Raw genomic sequence first — 21394 nt, 5'->3', positions numbered from 1 at the left:
ACGTTAATCCAATAGCTTGATTGCACTGGGATGATGCACGTACAAACTGTATTGATCACCCCGTTTCGACATCCAGCCACGGACTTCCAGAGGCTTGTTCAAATAGTCTTCTAATGACGGAAACAGCGCTTGATGATTTTTGGCAATACGCAAGCTTATCGTGTTGTTGACCTTTAATACCCAGTAATCCCGGGTTTGCGATTGTGATTTGGCCATTAATCGCCATCGATGCCAGCCTCTGTAGTCATTTTCGTTAATTGTTGACACCTTACGAGGCTGATAATATTTATCTGCCCATATACCTTTTTTCTGATCCAAGGCGTGTTGCTGAGCAGCAATCAACTGATCTGCATAGTGTAAATTAGGTGGTTGCAAAGTCAGTGCTGCCAACCCCTGTTGCAACAATTTTTCGTTAATAAATTCGCCCTCAGGTGTCCAGGCATAGGCTAACAACCGATCATAACGATCACGTTTTTCAGCATCATATTGCAGATAAACCTGCCCCTGTTTTAACTGCTTTTTTAACCAGTCCCTGGCTGCAATACCACCGGGTTCAGCTTCGCGATGCCGTGAGCTGATTTCCGGTGTGTTTACACTGAGCAGCCTTACCCGTTCATTGTTTTCCAGCACCAATGTATCGCCGTCATAGACCCGTTTTACATTAAATAAATAACGATTCGAATTGGGTGTGACATCAAGGATTTCTGCTGCAGGATCGGTTGGTTGATCAGAAAATATTTGCCGGCCACTATCATCAGTCCATTGATAAATCTCGGTGGCACCGACCGAGACAGATAAGTAAAACAGCAGAAAAACCGAATAACAATATCTCGCCATCAATCAAACCAGGCTGTAGTGCACAACAATACTGAAAAATACCACAGCGCCTACCCAGTTATTATTCAGAAAGGCTTTTAAACAGGCATTTCGCTCACGATGTTTGCTCAGGTGTAATTGATAAATAAACAACATAGCCGCTATCAATAAGCCAAAATAAAACACCGCGCTAAGCCGCAATTGCAGACCTATCAGGATCAGGATCAACAAAAAGCCCAGTTGCAATAAAGCTTGAATTAACAAGTCATATTTGCCAAATAAAATCGCGGTGGATTTCACACCGGCTTGCAGATCATCCTCGCGATCGGCCATTGCGTAAAAAGTGTCGTACATGGTGGTCCATACAATATTGGCGACAAACAGCCACCAAACGATAGCTGGTAAAGCGTTGGTCTGGGCAGCAAACGCCATCGGAATCGCCCAGCCAAACGCCATGCCCAATACCAGCTGAGGCAAATAGGTAAATCGTTTCATAAATGGATAAATCCCAGCCAGCAGAACAGCTATTAATGACAGTGCGATAGTGAAGGTATTAAGCTGCAAAACCAGGATAAATGCTACTAAGGCCAAGGTCACAAATGTCAGGACCGCCTGCCTTGCCGTTAATGCACCAGTGGCTAAAGGCCGGTTTTCAGTTCGCCACACCTGTCCATCAATATCTCGATCAGCATAATCATTGATGGCACACCCTGCGGCTCGCATCAGCACGACACCAGCGATAAAAATCAGCAGTATCTTGATATCTGGCAGTCCACCAGCGGCTATCCATAATGCAGTTAAGGTTGGCCATAGCAATAATAAAATACCGATAGGACGATTCATTCGGGTCAGTTGCCAATAAGGCTGCAGGCGATTCCATAAACTTGTCATATCAACCAATCCTGATTTGGTAAGAACATTTCGCAGACCAGTAAGCTGTTCTCAGCAAAATAAAAACAGGATCGCCTTGCCCACATAATCGCTTGATCATCCAGTTCAATACCGTGGTGTTTTGCCTGCTCGAACAGGCTTTGTCCTGCTCTTAAACTGGTCACTTCAAGCGGGCCGCGTTTGATTGCCGGATCTGTAAACAGAATTTCACCCAAAGAACGGTTTCCCAAATGATGAATATGCAAATGGGCTTGCAAAGCCTGATAGCTGATACGCGGCACAATGGTACGGGCAAATACACGTGCGTCATCCCCGTCGCGTAATATCACCTCACGACAATAGGCATGTTCATGTAAGGGCTGCTCAAGCTTCAATGACTCTTCAATTAATGGTTTCTGCCAACCGGACTGCTGTAGATCTACGCTGAACAGCTGCTGACTGGTCTGCTGCAATCGCAAGGTCAACGAACCTTTATCGGTCAGCCAGCCAGCCAGTTCGTTTGGCAGGTTGGCGGTCGCAGCAGGATGCCAGTGTGCTTGGCTTTTCAACATAAAAAATTGGAACTCATACTTGTCCGAAGTTCAGTTTGGTACCAAACCATCGGTTGATTAACGGCACGACATTTTCCGGGTGCTGAGTGATTAAGGTTTCAGCTGCTTTAGTCACCGCTGGCAATAAATCCTGATCGGCCAGTAAATCAGCTACCCTGAATTGCGGCAAACCGGTTTGCCGTGTGCCCAACACTTCGCCCGGGCCGCGAATTTCCAGATCGCGCTGGGCAATCACAAAACCATCATTACTTTCACGTAAACAAGCCAGTCGAGCCAGACCATTTTCCGACAGCGGCGGATGGTACATCAACACACAATGACTCTGTACCTTGCCACGCCCTACCCGGCCGCGTAACTGATGCAATTGTGCCAGTCCCAGACGCTCGGCATTTTCAATCACCATTAAACTGGCATTTGGAACATCCACACCCACTTCAATCACCGTGGTGGCTACCAGCAAATCAATCTCACCCTGTTTGAACGCCTGCATCACTTGTTCTTTTTCAGCTGACTTCATCCGGCCATGCACCAGTGCAATCCGTAAGTCAGGCAACGCCTGCTGCAATTGTTCAGCGGTATCTTCTGCAGCCTGACATTGTAAATGCTCAGACTCCTCAATCAAGGTGCAGACCCAGTAAACCTGACGTTTTTGCTGACAGGCCACATGAATGCGTTCAATCACTTCCTGTCGACGGTTATCGGCCACCACCACGGTGGTGATCGGTTGCCTGCCCGGCGGCAGTTCATCAATTACTGATACATTTAAATCCGCATACGCTGTCATCGCCAGCGTGCGAGGAATCGGTGTGGCGGTCATCACCAGTTGATGTGGCAGGATATCCACCGCTTTGCCCTTATCGCGTAACGCCATACGCTGATGCACACCAAACCGATGCTGTTCATCAATAATTACCAGACCCAGTTTATTAAACGTTACTTCATCCTGAAATAATGCATGGGTACCCACTGCAATATTGATTTCACCAGCAGCCAATGCGGCGATAACCTGTCGTCGATGCGCTGCTGTTTGCTTGCCGGCACACCAGCCAATCTGAATTCCTAGTGGTTCAAGCCAGTTACGAAAAGTTTGATAATGCTGCTCTGCGAGTAACTCTGTGGGTGCCATCATTACCGCTTGATAGCCGCTGGAAACAGCCATTAACGCTGATAAAGCAGCCACCACCGTTTTGCCTGATCCGACATCGCCCTGCACCAACCGCTGCATCGGAATAGCTTGTTGCAGATCAGCACGGATTTCTTTGATGACACGTTGTTGCGCGCCGGTTAATGGAAATGGCAGTTGTTGTAAAAACTTTTCGCTGAACATATCAGCATTAAACTTTGGCGCTTTATGTTGCTGAGCGCGATAGCGGATTTGCCGCATGCTCAGTTGTTGAGCCAGTAATTCTTCAAACGCCAGCCGTTTTTGGGCCGGATGTTCGCGAGCGATTAATTGACTAACATCACCATCCTGAGGCGGTAAATGTACATATTTCAATGCTTGCGTCAGATCAAAATGCGCAACTCGCGGATCTAACAAAACTTCCGGCAAATAAGACGGCATGGTTTGCTGATCCAATAGTTGCAAAGCCTGATTTAGCAATTTACGCCAGGAAAGTTGATGCAAACCTTCAGTAGTCGGATACACCGGTGTCAGGGCTTCTTCAACAGCAAATGGCGCCTCACCGTGAATAAGTTGATATTCGGGATGCACCATTTCCAAAGCTGATGGGCCACTGCGTACTTCACCAAAACAGCGAATTCGCTGACCTTTTGCTAATTGCTGTTGTTGGCTTTTGGAAAAATGAAAAAAGCGTAATACCAGCGCGCCTGTGCCATCGCTGATATGACAAAGCAAAGATCGGCGCCGGCCAAACTTTACCTGACTCAGTTGAATAACACCTTCAATCAGTATTTCTTGTTGCGGCCGCAAACTGCCGATAGGCATTAATCGGGTTCGATCCTGATAGCGTAAGGGCAGATGAAACAAGAGATCCTGGATCTGGCGTATCCCAAGTTTATCCAGCTTCTCTGCGAGTTTTGCGCCGACACCTTTTAGCGAGGTGACCGGATCGGCTATGGCCAGTTCAGTCACCAATCACTGCCTTTAACGATCGAGGTTATGCGCCAAGATGCAAAATAGCATCCATTTCAACTGGTACATCTTTGGGTAACGATGCCACACCAATCGCCGCACGAGCAGGATAAGGCTGTTGAAAATACTCGGCCATAATTTCGTTCACGGTGCCGAAATAAGCCAGATCGGTCAGATAAATATTGAGTTTGACGACGTCTTGTAAACTGCCACCTGAAGCTGTAGCAACAGCCGATAAATTATCAAACACTTGGCGCACTTGTGTAGCGAAATCACCTTCAATGACAGTCATGGTTTCCGGCACTAAGGGAATTTGACCTGAAAGGTAAACAACATCGCCCACTTTGACGGCTTGTGAATAAGTACCAATAGCTGCAGGTGCATTGTTGGTGTGGATAATTTCTCGGGACATAAAAACTCCGGCTAAGTCGCCCTGTAGGCGACAGATTAAACAATTTAGTTATTAATACGGTTAATACGTTCGACCATTTCCAGTTGGCGCAGTCGACGGATTATGCGAGCCAAATGCTGACGATTGGTGACTTCAATTGTTAAGCGTAAATGGGTATAACCACCATCACGCTCATCGACCACGACATTGTCGATATTGGACTCCGCTTCTGAAATCACCGATGCAATGGTGGCCAATGCCCCGCGTTGATTGCGTAAATGCATCATCAAATCTACCGGGAAATCACGAGTGATCTCTTTAGCCCAGGCAACATCCAGCCATTTTTCATTCTGTTCACGTAAATGCGTGGTGTTTTTACAGCTGCGTTGATGCACGATGATGCCACGTCCGGCGCTGACAAAGCCATGAATGGGATCGCCAGGAATTGGGTGACAGCAACGGGCAAAGTTAACCACCATGCCTTCTGTGCCGGCAATCAGCAGTGCCTGAGGTTCTTTATTGGGGGTTTCTTCTTGTAATAATTTCTGTGCGACCAACAAGGCTGACATATTGCCAAGACCCAGATCACTTAACAGCTGGTCAAAATTTTCCAACTCATATTCTTTCAACAAGGCGGTAATACGTTTGGTAGGAATATTTTCCAGTGCAGTTGAAAACGCCGTTAGGTGTTTATTCAACAACCGTTGTCCTAACTGAATTGCCTCTTCGCCTTGCAGATGCTTGAGATAATTACGAATATTGGTTCGTGCTTTCGGCGTCACCACAAAATTCATCCACGCTGGATTAGGATGGGACGTTGGTGAGGTAATGATTTCTACAGATTGTCCGGTTTCCAGCTGCGAGCTAAGTGGTACCAGATGACGGCCAACTCTGGCCGCAACACAGCTGTTACCCACATCTGAATGCACGGCATAAGCAAAATCCACGGCGGTAGAGCCGCGCGGCAAGGTTAAAATTTCCCCTCTTGGAGTGGAGACATATATCTCATCAGGGAAAAGATCAATTCGCAGATTTTCTAGAAATTCCATTGAATCGCCAGAACCTTTCTGCATTTCCAGAATGCCATGCAACCATTGTCTGGCCTTCCGATGCGCTAACGTATTGCCTGCTGCTTCACCGGTTTTATATAACCAATGTGCTGCAACACCCGCTTCCGCCAATTGATCCATATCACGTGAGCGAATCTGTACTTCTATTGGAACACCGTAGGGACCAAATAAAACGGTATGCAATGATTGATAACCATTGGCTTTGGGGATAGCAATATAGTCTTTAAATTTGCCCTGAACTGGCTTGTAAAGATTATGAACCACACCAAGCATGCGGTAACAGGCATCCACATCATCAACAATAATACGGAAGGCATATACATCCATGACTTCAGAAAATGACAGCTGTTTGCTGACCATTTTTTTATAAATACTGTAGAGATTTTTTTCGCGTCCCTGAATATCGGCACTGAGACCTTCCTGTTCCATACGGTTCAGAATGGAAGCAGTGATCTGACTGACAATTTCTTTACGATTACCACGTGCTTTACGTATGGCATCACCCAATACTCGGTAACGAATCGGATACAGAACATGGAAGCCAAGATCTTCCAGTTCACAGCGCATCAAATTCATCCCCAAACGCTGGGCAATCGGTGCATATATTTCAAGAGTTTCGTTGGCAATACGACGCCGTTTTTCCGGTCGCAAATGACCGAGCGTACGCATATTATGAAGTCGATCAGCGAGCTTGACGATGATGACGCGAATATCACGCGACATGGCCAGCAACATTTTCCGCAGATTTTCCGCTTGGGCATGTTGCCTGGTTTCAAAGGCTGCCTGAGCGAGTTTGGTAACACCCTCTACCAACTCGGCAACGGGTTCACCAAATTCAGCAATCACATCCCGTTTAGACATTTCCGTGTCTTCAATAACATCATGTAATAAACCGGCCATGATGCATTCGTAATCCATATGCATCATTGCCAGTACATGCGCTACTGCTAAGGGGTGGGTGATGTAACGTTCACCACTACGTCGAGTCTGTCCTTCATGGCATTGTTCTGCAAAATGATAGGCTCGTCGAATCGACTCGACTTGATGACTTTCTAGGTAATTTGAGGTCGCAAAACACAGATCATCTATCGTGAGCTTAGGCTCGGACTCCTGAATGAAGTCGAGCTCAGAGGCGACAGAAGGCTTTGCGCTCACAATAATTTAGATTTCGCTTTGCAGCTCTTCGTCGCTGACCATGCTTGTTTCAGCATGTTGACGAGCTGAGGTTTTAGTCAAGATACTGCGATCAACCAGACCTGCTGCAATTTCGCGTAAAGCCAGAACAGTGGGTTTGTCATTATCAACCGGCACCATCGCATCATCACCCATGGCGATTTGGCGAGCGCGTTTTGCTGCAACTAGCACCAATTGAAAACGGTTATCTACATTTTCGAGGCAATCTTCAACGGTAGTACGTGCCATGATAATTTGTCCTGTGGTTAAAACCTGTAATTTTACGAGAGATACGCGGCTTACGCCAGCAAGTCAGCTAGTAAGGTGCTGTAATTTGACTGCTGCACGACAAGTTTGTGACGACTTGCCATCACGATCGCAGTCAGGCTGGCAAGTGCATGATCAAAGTCATCATTTACAATTAAATAATCAAATTCAACGTAATGGGACATTTCACTCTCTGCATCACGCATTCTGCGCGAAATAGTCGCTTCATCATCCTGACCACGACCTCTTAAACGCTGCTCAAGCGCCTGCTTGGAGGGTGGCAAAATAAAGATACTGCTACTGTCGGGAAAGTTTTTTCTAACCTGCTGGGCACCCTGCCAGTCGATCTCCAAAATGACATCATTTCCGGCATGTAATTGATGATGAACCGCCGCGGAAGAAGTACCGTAGCTATTGTCGAATACCGTTGCCGATTCAAGAAAGTCCCCGGCATCTCGCATTTTATTGAAGTGTTCTGCACTGACAAAAAAGTAATCTTCTGCGTCGACTTCGCCCGCTCTGGCTACCCGGGTAGTATGGGAAACGGACAACCGAACATGGGGATCTTGTTTGACCAATGCCCGTACTAGACTGGTTTTCCCCGCACCGGATGGTGCCGCCACAATAAATAAACTTCCAGACATTTTGATACCTTGCAGATTGCGCAGTTTCAGTTTTGAAACCTGTATTTGTTTATGAAAACAATACTGGTTTACGCTTTTTTGTGCCAGTTTTTTACAAAGCTAAAAGCAGGCTATGTGGGAGCTAACTACAGTCAGCCCCACTGTTTGCAATGTGAATCGTTTGAGAAAAAGTTTATTCAACTATTCCAAACAAAAATAAATCTCATTATCATTGAATCAGTTATTAACCACGGAGTGTTCTATGCGCAAAGCAGGTATTTTTCTGAGTGTTTGGCTGGGTCTAACGGTATTGCTCGTTTCAGGTTGTAGCGACGACGCTCAACAAGAGATCCAAGAGGTCAATCTATATTCAGCCCGAATTGAGTCACTTATTAAACCTCTACTCGATGAATTTACCGAAGAGACAGGCATCAAAGTCAATCTGGTTACCGGTAACGCGGATGAATTATTGCAACGTTTACAAAACGAAGGTCGCAATACCCCCGCAGATATGTTGTTAACCACCGATGCCGGCCGTTTGCATCGCGCCATAGAAGTCGATTTGGTGCAACCAATTGAATCCGAAATTTTGCAAGAACGAATCCCTTCATCGTACCGTCACCCTGAAGGTTACTGGTTTGGTTTATCGCTTCGTGCGCGTCCAATTATGTATGTTAAAGATCGTGTCGATCCTACTGAACTCTCAACTTATGAAGCATTAGTAGATCCGCGTTGGAATAACAGAATTTGTGTTCGTTCTTCTAGCAACATCTATAACCAGTCCATGGTTGCCTCAATGATTGTGGCCAATGGTGAAGCGGCAACTGAAGAATGGGCAAAAGGTTTGGTCGCTAATTTCGCCCGTTCGCCACAAGGTGGAGATCGGGATCAGATAAGTGCGGCAGCGGCAGGTCAGTGCGATATTGTTATTGCCAACACTTATTACTTAGCAGGTATGTTGACCAGCAATGATGCTAGCGAAAAAGCAGCAGCCGAAAAATTAGCGGTTTTCTGGCCAAACCAGGATGACCGTGGTGTACATATCAACGTATCGGGCGCTGCAATTATTAAGGACGCCAAACATCGTGATAACGCAATAAAACTGTTGGAATTTCTGACCAGCGATAGTGCCCAGCACTGGTATGCCGAAACCAATGGTGAATATCCTGTTCGAGCCGATATTGAAAAAGGCGAGTTGCTTGAAGAGTGGGGAGACTTCCGTGCCGATCCATTAGACATGGACAAATTAGGCGAATTTAATGCTGATGCATTACGGCTGATGGATCGTGCAGGTTGGCAATAAGTATTTGCATGCGTAAAGTTGGCGGTTTTGCCAAATCAACTGCCAACTTTACAATTTCATGTTATCCATAAGTCAATATCGCCCCTATCCGCTATTCATTCTTGTATTGGCAGTCATACTGTCTATGCCGGTTGTGGTGGTATTGGCTCATGTGTTTGTGCCTAGTGGTGATATCTGGCAGCACCTGAGCAGCACTGTCCTTCCCGACTATATTCGTAACTCCCTGTTACTCATGTTGGGAGTGGCTATCGGTACGTTGTTAATTGGTGTCACAGCTGCTTGGCTTACCACCATGTGTCAGTTTCCAGGACGCAACATATTTGAATGGGCATTATTGCTTCCGATGGCTATGCCCGCCTATATCATTGCCTATACTTACACTGGCATGCTGGATTTTGCCGGTCCCGTCCAAATGACGTTGCGTGAATGGTTTGGCTGGCAGTATGGAGACTACTGGTTTCCCCAGATCCGTTCATTGAACGGTGCAGTCGCCATGTTGACGCTGGTGCTCTATCCTTATGTCTATCTATTGAGCCGCGCCGCGTTTCTCAATCAATCAATTTGTGTGTTAGATGTCAGTCGGACTTTAGGCAATGGCCCATGGAAAACATTTTGGCGAGTGGCCCTGCCACTGGCTCGTCCAGCGATTATTGCCGGTTTATCATTAGCTTTAATGGAAACCTTGGCCGATTACGGTACCGTACAGTTCTTTGGTGTCAGCACGTTTACCACCGGTATTTTCCGTACATGGTTTGGAATGGGCAGTGCAGCAGCCGCGGCTCAATTGGCCGCAGGACTGATGGTATTTGTCTTTGCTTTAATCCTGATTGAACGTTATTCACGCCGTAAAGCGCGTTATCATCACACTAGCCGTCGGCATCAGGATCTTCGTCGATTTCAGTTAACTGGAGGTCGTGCATTTCTGGCATTTGCTTTTTGTCTATTCATTCTTAGTCTGGGTTTTTTATTACCAGCATTACAATTGCTTAGCTGGACTATCCATGTGGCTGATGCGGTGATTGATGCCGAGTTTGTAAGATTACTGATGAACAGTCTCTCCCTGGCAGCGTTTGCGGCAGTATTGGCGTTACTGTTAGCCATCATAATGGCATACGCCCAACGGCTTTATCCCGGCAGACTAGTCAGTGGCGCCGTAAGGGTTGCAGGAATGGGCTATGCGGTGCCAGGAGCCGTTATTGCTGTTGGGGTAATGATCCCATTTGCTTGGTTTGATAACACTATTGATAATCTTACCCGTAGCCATTTTGATTATTCCACTGGACTATTACTGAGTGGAACGTTGGTTGCCGTGACTTTTGCTTATCTGACACGTTTTTTAGCCGTCTCATTACAAACCGTGGACAGTGGTTTAACACGTATTACCCATTCGATGGATGAAGCCGGTCGTTCATTTGGTTTCAGACCACTACAAATCCTCAGACAAATTCATATCCCAATGTTAAGTGCTTCACTGATGACCGCTTTACTATTAGTGTTTGTCGACGTTTTAAAAGAACTACCTGCAACGTTGATATTGCGGCCATTCAACTTTAATACGCTTGCCGTCAAAGCGTATGAACTGGCGTCAGATGAGCGATTGGCCGAAGCGGCTCCTGCAGCATTAGCAATTGTTATTGCCGGTATTATTCCGGTAATTCTGCTCAGTAAAACCATTACCCGATCACGCAAGTTAAAATTGGCTATTGATGAAAACTGATATCCCCATGCAAATACCCCAATTACAAATCGACAATATCAGTATTGGCTATGCCGATAAAACGGTTGTAGAAGGCATTTCTTTCCAATTAAAGCCTGGTGAAATCGCCTGTTTACTTGGACCATCCGGCTGCGGTAAAACCTCAGTATTGCGAGCTATCGCCGGGTTTGAACCGTTAATGCAAGGAAGTATTACCTTGCATGGCAAAACCGTCAGCTCCTCAGCGATATTCTTGCCACCTGAAAAACGTCATATCGGCATGGTGTTTCAGGATTTTGCGTTATTCCCACATTTAACGGTTACGAAAAACATCGGGTTTGGACTGCAAAAATTGTCTCGCAAACAACGTCAGCAACGAGTGGCAGAATTGCTCGAATTGGTTGAGTTAACTGATGCTAAAGATCAATATCCCCATCAACTTTCTGGCGGTCAACAACAGCGTGTCGCTCTAGCTAGAGCCATGGCCCCACGTCCGGACATTCTGTTACTAGATGAGCCTTTCTCTAGTATGGACACTGAATTACGTGAACAACTTGCCAGAGAAGTACGAGATTTATTACGACGTGATGGGGTTACGGCCATCATGGTGACTCATGATCAACATGAAGCTTTTGCCATGGCGGATCAAATTGGTGTTCTAGGCCAAGGAAAACTGTTGCAATGGGGTAATGGTTACGATTTATATCATCGCCCAAGTAGTCGTTTTGTGGCTGACTTTATCGGGCAAGGTGTATTAATACCCGGTGAAATCATAGCCGATAATAAAATCCATACCGAACTAGGCATTGTCAGTGGCAAGATAACTTCTTCAGCAGCTTCAGGACAGCAAGTAAATTTACTATTACGACCAGACGATATTATTCATGATGATAATAGTCCACTCAAAGCCGAAATTGTCGGCAGAGCATTTCGCGGTGCCGTCTATCTCTACACATTAAAGCTGCAAAGCGGTCAGCAAATCCTTTGTCTGGTACAAAGTCATCATCAGCATGATATCGGCGAATTACTTGGAATAAGGCTTGAAGCCGACCATTTAGCTGTGTTTTCAGACCTGACTTGAATGTGATGTGGGAATTTATCCTATAAAAAACCGGGAAGTAGTACCAAGGTACACTATCTAATAATTACCCTTATCTTTAAATTATGCGCTGTGGTTCACATAAATACCTGCCCCCGGAGGCGCAAACCTGTATGAGAAAAATGTCTTTTGTTAAAGCTTTACTATTAGCACTTAGCGTTTCATTGAGCTTCAGTGTCAGCGCGGCATCTTTATCTTTGACCGGTACAACCAAATACAATGCAAATGGTTTTAAAGGCACAATTTCGGAAGTACTGAATTTTAATGATTTTCTGCCAGGCGCCTCACAAGCCTTTTATGTTCCAAAACCTAATCCTACCGCGATGAGTGCAGCACATGTGCAAACTGCTTTAACGGCAGTAGGCTCAAGCTTTTTGGTAACAGACTTTTTCAAAATCAATGATCCTACTACCAATACTTTAAACACTTCATCATTAGGTTTGTCTTTCTCTGGATTCTTGATGAAATACGGTACAACGACATTGATTGGTCTGTTTAGTACACCGATCTCAAGTCTGGATTTTCTGACACATGATGGCAAAGACGTTTCACATATCGCCTACTTTAATACGTCTGTTTCAGAAGTACCTTTACCAGCAGCATTATGGTTATTTGCTCCAGCATTGATGGGATTTTTAGGCTTTAGACGCCGCCTGACTAAATAATCAAAATTTACTTATGTATTTGTAAAGCCGTGCCCTGCACGGCTTTTTTTTGCCTGTCAAAACCTCAACATCACGGCATCAAGTGCAACTCAGTCAAGTCTGAAGCTTCAATCCTAAAGGTGCACACAGGAATTTTTCACATATAAAGTCGGGAATTAGTACCAAAGTACAGTATGAAAATGGTTTTTGGCGGTCTAGATTGTGAGACGTAGTTCACAATAATTCTAATAACCGCTGGGGGGCACACTATATGAAAAACTACATTAAATCGCTTTTAGTGGCAGGCTTGGCAACCCTTTCTTTTGCAGTCAACGCAGCAACATTATCATTAGCGGGTACTGTCTCTTATGACTCCAACGGTTTTACAGGGGACATTTCTCAGGTTATAAATATCAATGATTTTCTGCCGGGTGTGTCAGAAGGTTTTCATCTTGCAAAACCTAATCCAACAGCGGTTAGTGCTGCTCATTTACAAACTGCATTGTCAGCAGCGGGCTCAAGCTTTGTGGTAACGGACTTTTTTAAAATCGAAGATCCCATTTCAAACACATTGGATACCTCTTCTTTAGGCTTGGCATTTTCCGGATTCTTAATGAAATACGGAACAACCACATTAATCGGCCTATTCGATACCCCAATATCTAGCGTGGATTTCCTAACGCATGATGGAAAAGATGTTTCACATATTGCCTATTTCAATACATCCGTTTCGGAAGTGCCAATACCTGCAGCATTGTGGTTATTTGCACCGGCTTTAATGGGGTTGCTGGGAATGAGACGTCGTTTAGCTAAATAACCTAGTTTCCAACCCTGATAAAAGCCGTGTTTATCACGGCTTTTATTTATCTGGAACAATCAAAATCAACCTTGATAGCAATTTTTAATAACCGCAAAAATTTCAGTTAACTCTTTATCTGATTGAGTTCCCGCTATTAATTTAAGTTAAAGCCCACCTGTTTAACTCAATGGTAATGTTGTCGAAAATTCAACCTCTACAACTCTTCAATGCCTAATCCCCTCACCCTGCTATCTCAAAATTAGCAATGGCGAACTACGGATGTGTTCGGGCATAGATCTAAATGGAGAAATCCATGCTTAAACAAAATAGCCGAAAGCCACTTTATGTTGGTTTGGCGGCATCAGCAGGTGGACTGGAAGCATTAACTATCCTGCTAAAAAATACTGAGAAACATGACAGTTTGTGCATTGTTATCGCCCAACATCTCTCGCCAGATCATGAAAGTTTATTGGTTAATTTATTAGCTCGTGAGAGTAATTTCCCAATTTTAACTGCAAAAGATGGTATGCCTTTAACGCCTGGAACAGCTGTCGTTATTCCACCAGGTTATAACGGCACGGTAAGTGACGATAAAATATTTCTGCAGTCCACTCATAAACATGGTGTACCTAAACCTTCAGCAAATGATCTGTTTGTTTCGATGGCTGAAACATATCAAGAGCGTGCCGTAGGAGTCGTTTTATCTGGTACCGGTAGCGATGGTGCTCGTGGTTGTAGGGAGATTAAAGCACGCGATGGATTTGTTTTTGCTCAGCTGCTTACCGAAGCCAAGTACGAGGGTATGCCGAAAGCGGCCATTGATACTGGCTGTGTGGATCGCGTATTAAGTGCAGCCAAAATAGCCAATGAGTTAATACGTCTGGCAAATTATGAAGAAATCAGTCAATCACCTAAAAATGCCGATAGTCAGTTGGATTCACTGGATAACATTATTGGCTTATTAGCAAAACACTCGGGCGTTAGTTTCTTTAATTACAAGGATAATACGTTGCGTCGGCGGATTCATCGCCGACTGGTAGCAACAGATACCACAAGCTGGAACGAATATGAGCAATTCGTTCATGAACACCCTTATGAGTTAGATAATCTTTATCAGGATTTGTTGATTTCGGTCACGGCATTCTTCCGGGATGAAACGGCTTTTGATGAATTAGAAAAACTCCTACGCAGAATTATTGAACGTAAAAATAAAGGCGATGAAATTCGTATCTGGGTCGCCGGATGTGCGACAGGCGAAGAAGCCTACAGTATCGCGATTTTATTGCGTGAAATTCTCGGGCACGAATTGGATGATTATCGTGCTCAGGTGTTTGCGACTGATATCGACATGAAAGCATTGGCTATTGCCCGTAAAGGGAAATACGAACAAGCGGCAGTAAAAGGCTTGTCCCAACAACGCCTGGATCGTCATTTCACCCCACTGAGTGATGGCTACATAGTCAAAAAACCTTTGCGCGATATGGTGTTGTTTGCCAAACAGAATCTGGTAGAAGATCCGGCATTTCTGCGACTGGATATGGTGACATGTCGTAATGTTTTGATTTACATGAAAGCACCTCTGCAAAAGCAAGTACAAGCCACTTTCCATTACGCGTTAAATCAAGATGGCTTTTTGTTTTTAGGTAAATCCGAATCATTACCCAATAGTGAATTGTTCGATATTGATTCGAATGAGGGTCGCACATTTTCTCGCCGTAATGTGAATAGTCTTGAAGTATATCGAAGACACAAAATTAAGCATCAACCCGTTGGGGTTTTGGCTCAGCCAAATAAAACCTTAAAGCGAACTGTCGAAACCTTGGATGACAGAGTCTTAAAAGCGGTAACCCAATACATCATTTCCAACGCCTTTGTGGTCGATGACAATATGGAAATACGGTTTATTTATGGCGATATTTCCCCTATCACCCAAATAGGGCCGGGTCGTGCCAGTCTTAATCTGCAGAGTATGGTTCGCAGTGAATTTCAGTTGGAAATAAAAGGTCTGGTTTATAAAGCCAAAAAAGAACCTCAATCCTACCGCAGTCGTATCATTCGTCTTGGCAACGAAGCCTTTATGTTTGAAGTTATGCCTCTGCAAATCAAAGATATTAATGATGCGTTATATCTGATTCGATTTGAGCAAACTTATTTGGATAACGATCAGGTAGATGAAACCGAATCTGCAAATTACGAACGCATCGTGCAATTGCAGCAAGAGTTATCTTCAACCAAAGAACATCTACAAACCGTTGTCGAAGAATTAGAAACCGCAAACGAAGAACTGCAATCGGTCAATGAAGAAATGCAGTCAGCCAACGAAGAATTGCAATCAACCAATGAGGAATTGGAAACCTCTAATGAAGAGTTGCAATCGACAAATGAAGAATTGACTACGGTTAATGAAGAATTACAAGTTAAAAGCATTGAGATCATTTCACTTAATACTGATCTGCAAAATATGCAAAACAGTCTATCTCATCCTCTAATTGTGGTAGATGAAAACTTGTTGTTAACGCACTTTAATCCCGCTGCAAAACAATTGTTCAAGCTGGAAAATGAAAATGTGGGTTTACGTCTGACTCAATTGCGTAGCGACTATAGTCTTCCTGATCTAGTCAAACTGATTGAAACAGCTCATCAAACGAGTGAGACCATTACGTTTCAAATTACCGGTGAACGACATTACTTACTTTCGGTGAATTCCTATTTGGATAATCTGGGCAATATCAATGGTGCCGTTTTATTGTTCTGGGAAAATACCGAATTAGTTCAAACTTATGATCGTTTAAAAAAATCGCTTATCGAAAATAACTTGCAGGCCAGAGCGATGGAAGCGGCTCAGCAAGGGATTATCATCGTTGATGCACTCACTAAAAAAATGCCTATCTTATACACCAACCCGGCATTCACTCGGATGACGGGCTATAAAAGTGAAGAAGTTATTGGCCAGAATTGTCGTCTATTACAAGGTAAAGACACCCAGGAATCCGCCATTGAGGCAATTAAACAAGCCATTAACGAAGGTAAACCACTGCAAACAACTATTCTGAATTATCGAAAAGATGGATCGACTTTCTGGAATCAACTAAGTATCGCGCCAGTTTATGAAGATAGCCAAGTAACGCACTTTATCGGGCTGCAATCCGATATTACCCAGTCCATTCTAGATAACCGGCAAATGTCATTGGCTCAATCGGTATTTGATAATACGCAGGATAATATTCTCGTCATCAATCATAAACAGAAAATTCTCTATGCTAATCACGCGATGCTCACCACGCTGGATATTGAAAATGATGAAATTCTGGCAACGAATATTAATGACTTTCTGCGTTGTGATGAAGAGAGTGAGCTGACGATAAATCAACTTTGGAAAACCTTGGATCAGATGGGGTCTTGGCGTGGAGAGCTGAACTTTTATTTCCAGGGCAAGTTAAAACCTCAAATGGTATCAATCAGCCGCGTTGAAGATCAGCAAGATGGTGAGGTTTGTTATGTAATGCTTGCCAGCGATATTGAAGAACTGAAACGTCGTGAACAACAGCTGCATCGACTGGCTTTGTTTGATGAGTTGACGGGTTTACCTAACCGTATGCATCTTAATCAAATCATGAAAGATACTGTGGCGCGCAGCCAACGTAAACAAACTAAGTTTGCAGTATTGTTTTTAGATCTGGATAACTTTAAACGCATTAATGATTCGCTGGGGCATGCCGTCGGTGATGATGTTTTGCAATATTTCACTCATGTCGTTTCCGAACTGGTGCGTGAGAGTGATACTTTTGCCCGTATCAGTGGCGATGAATTTGTCATTCTGCTTGAAGAAATTGAATCTGAAGTAGATGCACAAATTTTTGCTCAGCGCATTATTGAAAGTTTGAGACAGCCATATCAGACTACCGGCCAAACTCTATTTATCTCCTCCAGTATTGGTATTGCGATTTATCCAGAAGATGGAGATTTGCCCGATATTCTATTGCGTAATGCAGATATTGCGATGTACCGAGCTAAAGAAAATGGTAAAGGCTATTTTGGTTTTGTTGATCCAGAGCGCTCTGATGAACTCCGAAAACAATTACAAATTGAAGCCGAATTACAAAGAGGTTTGGTGGATGGCGAGGATATTGGTTTGCATCTGGTTTACCAACCCATCTTTCATTGCAGTAATCCTGATGTGGAAGCGTCCCTGGAAGCATTGATTCGTTGGCATCATCCACAACTGGGCCACATTATGCCCAAAGAGCTGATTCCGATTGTGCAGATGTCTAAACTCACTGCAGAACTTGATGAATGGGTCATCGATCAAGTCATTCAACAGCGTGAACAATGGTTGCAGGATCATCCTGAAAAAGCAGAAAAACTCTGTATCTCTATCAACATGCATCCAGCACATTTAAATCGACTACATGATCCGGATAACAGTGAATTATTAACAAAACTGCAAAAACAAGCACCACTAAACTGGCTCACTATCGAAGTCACTGAAGTTGCTTTGTTAGCCCATTTTGAAAATGCCAAATTGGCGTTAAAAAATCTCACCGATCTCGGCGTTTCCATTGCCATTGATGACTTCGGTTCAGGCTACTCTAACTTTGGCTATATTACCGAACTCAGTGAAATTAAAGTGGTGAAACTAGATCGCTCGGTCATTTATCAATTTGAACAAGACTCACACAAACGTCGTAAGGTAAAAGCACTCCTGACCATGCTGCATGATATGGGTTATGAAACGGTCATTGAAGGCATTGAAAATCATGCTGCGATGCAGACTTTAGCGGACATCGGATGTCAAAGTGTCCAAGGCTATTATCTCAGTAGACCGTTGTCGGTTGCACAATTAGATAAACGATCAATGGATATTCAAAAAAACTAACTTCAACACGTTTCAGCATCATCCGCCTGAATGACTAAGAACATATTCTTGTTAGAACGACTTGTACTTGTCATTTTTTCTTAATTAAATTCTGATAATTGAATTGTTTGAAACCAGCATAAGCTAGCTTATTTATATTCGCCCCATGTAAAAGAAAGGAAAAATGCGACTTAAGGTACAGAATCCCGGTTCGAGTCTTGTTACATTAGCATCTAAATTGTGGTAAATTCCCTAAAGTTCATACCGAACAACAATAACAGATAACTACATGAATATACTGATATTTATCAGACTTTCGAATAGCGGATTATGATGCGGTTTATGCAATTTGCTGCGGGTCGTTCTCGGTATTTGTTCATAAGCCTATTGTGGTTACTTTTTTTTATTGCCCCCGCGACTAGTTTTGCTCAGCAACAATTTATCGGTCAGTGGTATGAAGTTAAATCCGATTGGCGTTTCCCAGATCCCCCTATCAACACTATCAATGCGCCTTATTTAACGGGCGGCCATTTTGTCTTTCGCTCGACATTTGATATCACTGAGACAGATGAAACGATTGTTATAGATTTTAAAAATGCCAGTGTATTGGGAAAATTTCATCACTATATTTCCGATTCAACTGGCAATGTTCTCGCCGAGGCTAGTGGCGGTATTGAATCAGATTCAAAAAATACTTTTTTTCTGCGTCATGGCCGTGAATTCCGCTTACCACCAGGTCAATATCAGCTCACAACCGAATTAGTTTCAACCTATTTTATTGCCGAACCCCAACCCTATTGGGATTCACTTTCCCATTACCGGGAAGCCATAAAATGGGGCAATGTCATCACCTTAGTCAGTATTGGCGTATTGATAAGCTTGGGAGTGTATTACGCGATTCTGGCCTATGTCAGAAGACGAACAACTGAGACCATGTACGCCTTTTTTATCTGGATGAATGTAATTTTCAATGGTACCAGCCTGCTCATCACGCCAGACCTATTTAATATCAATTGGTTTTACCTTGCCGGAGCCCCCATTTTACTGAGCAATTTTGCTTACCTCCTTTTTGCCCAGCATTTATTACAGATAAGGGCCAATACCCACCCTAAGCTATACAATTTAGCGAAATTAATTTTAGGGATTTTGGCAGTTTTACTTGCCGTAGCGATTTTCAATAAACATTTAATATTGGAATGTGCTCGCTATGGTGTGGGATTAATGATGCTTTATGGATTGATTGCTGCGCTGGTTCGTGCTTTTGAAGGCTATAAAATTGCCTACTTTTATCTCGTGGCGATTGCAGCGTTTTTTGTGATTGGCTCTATTGCTATTTCCAGTAAAGATTTAGTAGGTGTTTATACCATTTATATCGAGCACATCGGATTGTTAGCCGTCACGGTTGAAGTATTACTAATCGGCCTAGTGCTGGGCTATCAGTTTGCCGAAATTTATAAGGAAAAAGAAAATAATTTATCTCTTATCCAGCATAGTTTACAAATCGCTCATCATGATGCCTTAACGGGTCTGCCAAATCGTTATGCATTAGACCTTACATTGGAAAAGCTTCCTTCCAACGGCATGATAACGCTGCTGGATATGGATAATTTAAAGACTTACAACGATACCTATGGGCACCATAAAGGCGACGAAATGTTACAAATGTTTGCCACTATTTTGTCCTCAAAATTAGACACTCTTGGTGTGCTGCATCGGATGGGGGGTGATGAGTTTGCTATCACCAGTGAAAGCTTTGACTATGCAGAAAAAATTAAGCAAGTGATTGCCGAAACCATTGATTACATGCAGAAAAATGGTTTTGAAAAAGCGGGCGTCAGTTATGGATCGGCTAACATGATAGAAACACTGAATGTGGATGATCTGCGAATGCTGGCAGATCAACGCATGTATCAACATAAACGCAGGAACAATGACCCGCAATGGGCATAGAGCTTAATTTGAAAGGATTCATATGAAAAAACTTATTTTTCCAATTTTACTGGCACTCCTGTTACCGTTAGTAGCCAGTTGGTTTGCCTACCCTGAAACCCATTTGCCACCTGAATTTGGTGTGTTTCCTCCACAATATGTTGCCGATGCTCCAGGCTTTAATCTCACGGTGTTTTGTGTCATTGCCTTGGCTGAAATTCTGGTTATTACCCTCTATTTGATTCCGGCTTTATTTGGATTTAAAAAAGTGGCTCCTAATCCACGAGCTCAAACAGTCGCACTGCCCATCTGGTTCTGGATTGGCTTAGTGGTGACTTTATTTTTCTGGTGGTTGATGTGGAGCCGGGAAACCGTTTTTGGCGATTTGGTTTATTACGCCTTTACGCCGATGTGGTGGGGATTTATCTTTGTGCTGGATGGTTTGGTCTATCGTTATTCAAACGGACAATCGTTGTTTGCCAGTAAACCTAAAACCTTTTTGATGACCGCCATTGTTTCACTGGTTGGCTGGTATCTATTTGAATACTTTAATTATTTTGCGCTCGGCAATTGGTATTACCCAAACAGTACTATGCCCGAGTTATCTCACCAGACCATTGTGATTATTTTTCTGTTGGCATATACCACGGTATGGCCCGCCATTTTCCAGTGGTACACCCTACTAAACACTTGCCCTCGCCTCGTCAGTCGCTTTGCTAATGGGCCAAAACTCAGTCTGAATGGCAATCTATTAATTCTGCTTGGATTGGTATTATTAACGTTAATGGTTTTCTGGCCTTACCCCTTGTTCTGGGTGCTATGGATTGGGCCGTTATTGGTATTTTCTGGTGTATTGATCCGTGCCAATATCTGGTCACCGTTTAGCGCAATGGCTGAAGGTAACTGGTCCCCTGCCTTACTGATGGCGCTTTCCGCCATGTTAAATGGCTTCTTCTGGGAGTTTTGGAATTACGGCAGTGCGCATCCCGTCCAGCCGGTGACCAATCCAAATTATTGGGTCTACGATATTCCCTATATTAATGTCATCCATATTTTTTCAGAGATGCCACTACTTGGCTATATGGGTTATATGCCGTTTGGTATATTGGCCTGGGTCATCTTCATCTGGGCTGGCAAAGTATTTAACTTTAACACTGATTTAATAAACAAATAATCAGACGGTCTGTTGATC

Annotated in this window: 16 protein-coding genes; 8 read left to right on the top strand and 8 right to left on the bottom strand. The window is 43.8% G+C overall.

Annotated features, from left to right (window positions below):
• Positions 1-3: 3 nt before the first annotated feature.
• Genes ACN0V2_RS06765 through gmk form a run of 8 tightly spaced genes read right to left on the bottom strand, consistent with a single transcriptional unit; the run spans position 4 to position 7898 of the window.
• Positions 4-837 carry a thermonuclease family protein gene (locus ACN0V2_RS06765; protein WP_417550038.1) on the bottom strand — a complete coding sequence of 278 codons (834 nt, stop codon included), beginning with the start codon at positions 835-837 and terminating at the stop codon, positions 4-6.
• A gap of 3 nt (positions 838-840) precedes the next feature.
• Positions 841-1707, bottom strand: a complete 867-nt coding sequence (gene ubiA, locus ACN0V2_RS06760) for a 4-hydroxybenzoate octaprenyltransferase (RefSeq protein ID WP_417550037.1) — start codon at positions 1705-1707, stop codon at positions 841-843.
• Complete coding sequence (locus ACN0V2_RS06755) at positions 1704-2258, bottom strand: chorismate--pyruvate lyase family protein (RefSeq protein ID WP_417550036.1); 555 nt, start codon at positions 2256-2258, stop codon at positions 1704-1706. The genes ubiA and ACN0V2_RS06755 overlap by 4 nt, the downstream gene beginning before the upstream one ends.
• A 13-nt stretch (positions 2259-2271) precedes the next feature.
• Positions 2272-4353, bottom strand: coding sequence for an ATP-dependent DNA helicase RecG (gene recG / locus ACN0V2_RS06750; protein WP_417550035.1), 2082 nt, complete (start codon positions 4351-4353; stop codon positions 2272-2274).
• Between the two features lie 25 nt (positions 4354-4378).
• Positions 4379-4765, bottom strand: coding sequence for a RidA family protein (locus ACN0V2_RS06745; RefSeq protein ID WP_417550034.1), 387 nt, complete (start codon positions 4763-4765; stop codon positions 4379-4381).
• Between the two features lie 44 nt (positions 4766-4809).
• A complete protein-coding gene (locus ACN0V2_RS06740) occupies positions 4810-6930 on the bottom strand; it encodes a RelA/SpoT family protein (protein ID WP_417550061.1) in 2121 nt (706 codons plus the stop codon).
• Between the two features lie 45 nt (positions 6931-6975).
• Positions 6976-7236: a DNA-directed RNA polymerase subunit omega gene (gene rpoZ, locus ACN0V2_RS06735; protein ID WP_417550033.1), complete on the bottom strand. Its 261-nt coding sequence runs from the start codon at positions 7234-7236 to the stop codon at positions 6976-6978.
• Between the two features lie 50 nt (positions 7237-7286).
• Entirely contained in the window at positions 7287-7898 is a 612-nt protein-coding gene (gene gmk / locus ACN0V2_RS06730) for a guanylate kinase (RefSeq protein WP_417550032.1), read from the bottom strand.
• Between the two features lie 241 nt (positions 7899-8139).
• On the opposite strand from gmk, the gene ACN0V2_RS06725 reads away from it, so the two are divergent.
• From ACN0V2_RS06725 to ACN0V2_RS06690, 8 genes are all read left to right on the top strand, one after another.
• A complete protein-coding gene (locus ACN0V2_RS06725; protein ID WP_417550031.1) occupies positions 8140-9180 on the top strand; it encodes a Fe(3+) ABC transporter substrate-binding protein in 1041 nt (346 codons plus the stop codon).
• A gap of 58 nt (positions 9181-9238) precedes the next feature.
• Positions 9239-10897: an ABC transporter permease gene (locus ACN0V2_RS06720; RefSeq protein ID WP_417550030.1), complete on the top strand. Its 1659-nt coding sequence runs from the start codon at positions 9239-9241 to the stop codon at positions 10895-10897.
• Positions 10887-11957 carry an ABC transporter ATP-binding protein gene (locus tag ACN0V2_RS06715; RefSeq protein WP_417550029.1) on the top strand — a complete coding sequence of 357 codons (1071 nt, stop codon included), beginning with the start codon at positions 10887-10889 and terminating at the stop codon, positions 11955-11957. The genes ACN0V2_RS06720 and ACN0V2_RS06715 overlap by 11 nt, the downstream gene beginning before the upstream one ends.
• Before the next feature lie 140 nt (positions 11958-12097).
• Positions 12098-12640, top strand: coding sequence for a VPLPA-CTERM sorting domain-containing protein (locus tag ACN0V2_RS06710; protein WP_417550028.1), 543 nt, complete (start codon positions 12098-12100; stop codon positions 12638-12640).
• Between the two features lie 250 nt (positions 12641-12890).
• Complete coding sequence (locus tag ACN0V2_RS06705; protein WP_417550027.1) at positions 12891-13436, top strand: VPLPA-CTERM sorting domain-containing protein; 546 nt, start codon at positions 12891-12893, stop codon at positions 13434-13436.
• A gap of 295 nt (positions 13437-13731) precedes the next feature.
• Complete coding sequence (locus tag ACN0V2_RS06700; protein ID WP_417550026.1) at positions 13732-18294, top strand: EAL domain-containing protein; 4563 nt, start codon at positions 13732-13734, stop codon at positions 18292-18294.
• Between the two features lie 321 nt (positions 18295-18615).
• Positions 18616-20223 carry a diguanylate cyclase domain-containing protein gene (locus ACN0V2_RS06695; RefSeq protein WP_417550025.1) on the top strand — a complete coding sequence of 536 codons (1608 nt, stop codon included), beginning with the start codon at positions 18616-18618 and terminating at the stop codon, positions 20221-20223.
• Between the two features lie 22 nt (positions 20224-20245).
• Complete coding sequence (locus tag ACN0V2_RS06690; protein ID WP_417550024.1) at positions 20246-21376, top strand: hypothetical protein; 1131 nt, start codon at positions 20246-20248, stop codon at positions 21374-21376.
• Positions 21377-21394 lie beyond the last annotated feature (18 nt).

Source organism: Methylophaga sp., assembly GCF_048266885.1.
Lineage (GTDB): Bacteria > Pseudomonadota > Gammaproteobacteria > Nitrosococcales > Methylophagaceae > Methylophaga.
Note: the sequence above shows the minus strand (reverse complement) of the source record. Positions and strands in the feature narration are given on the sequence as shown.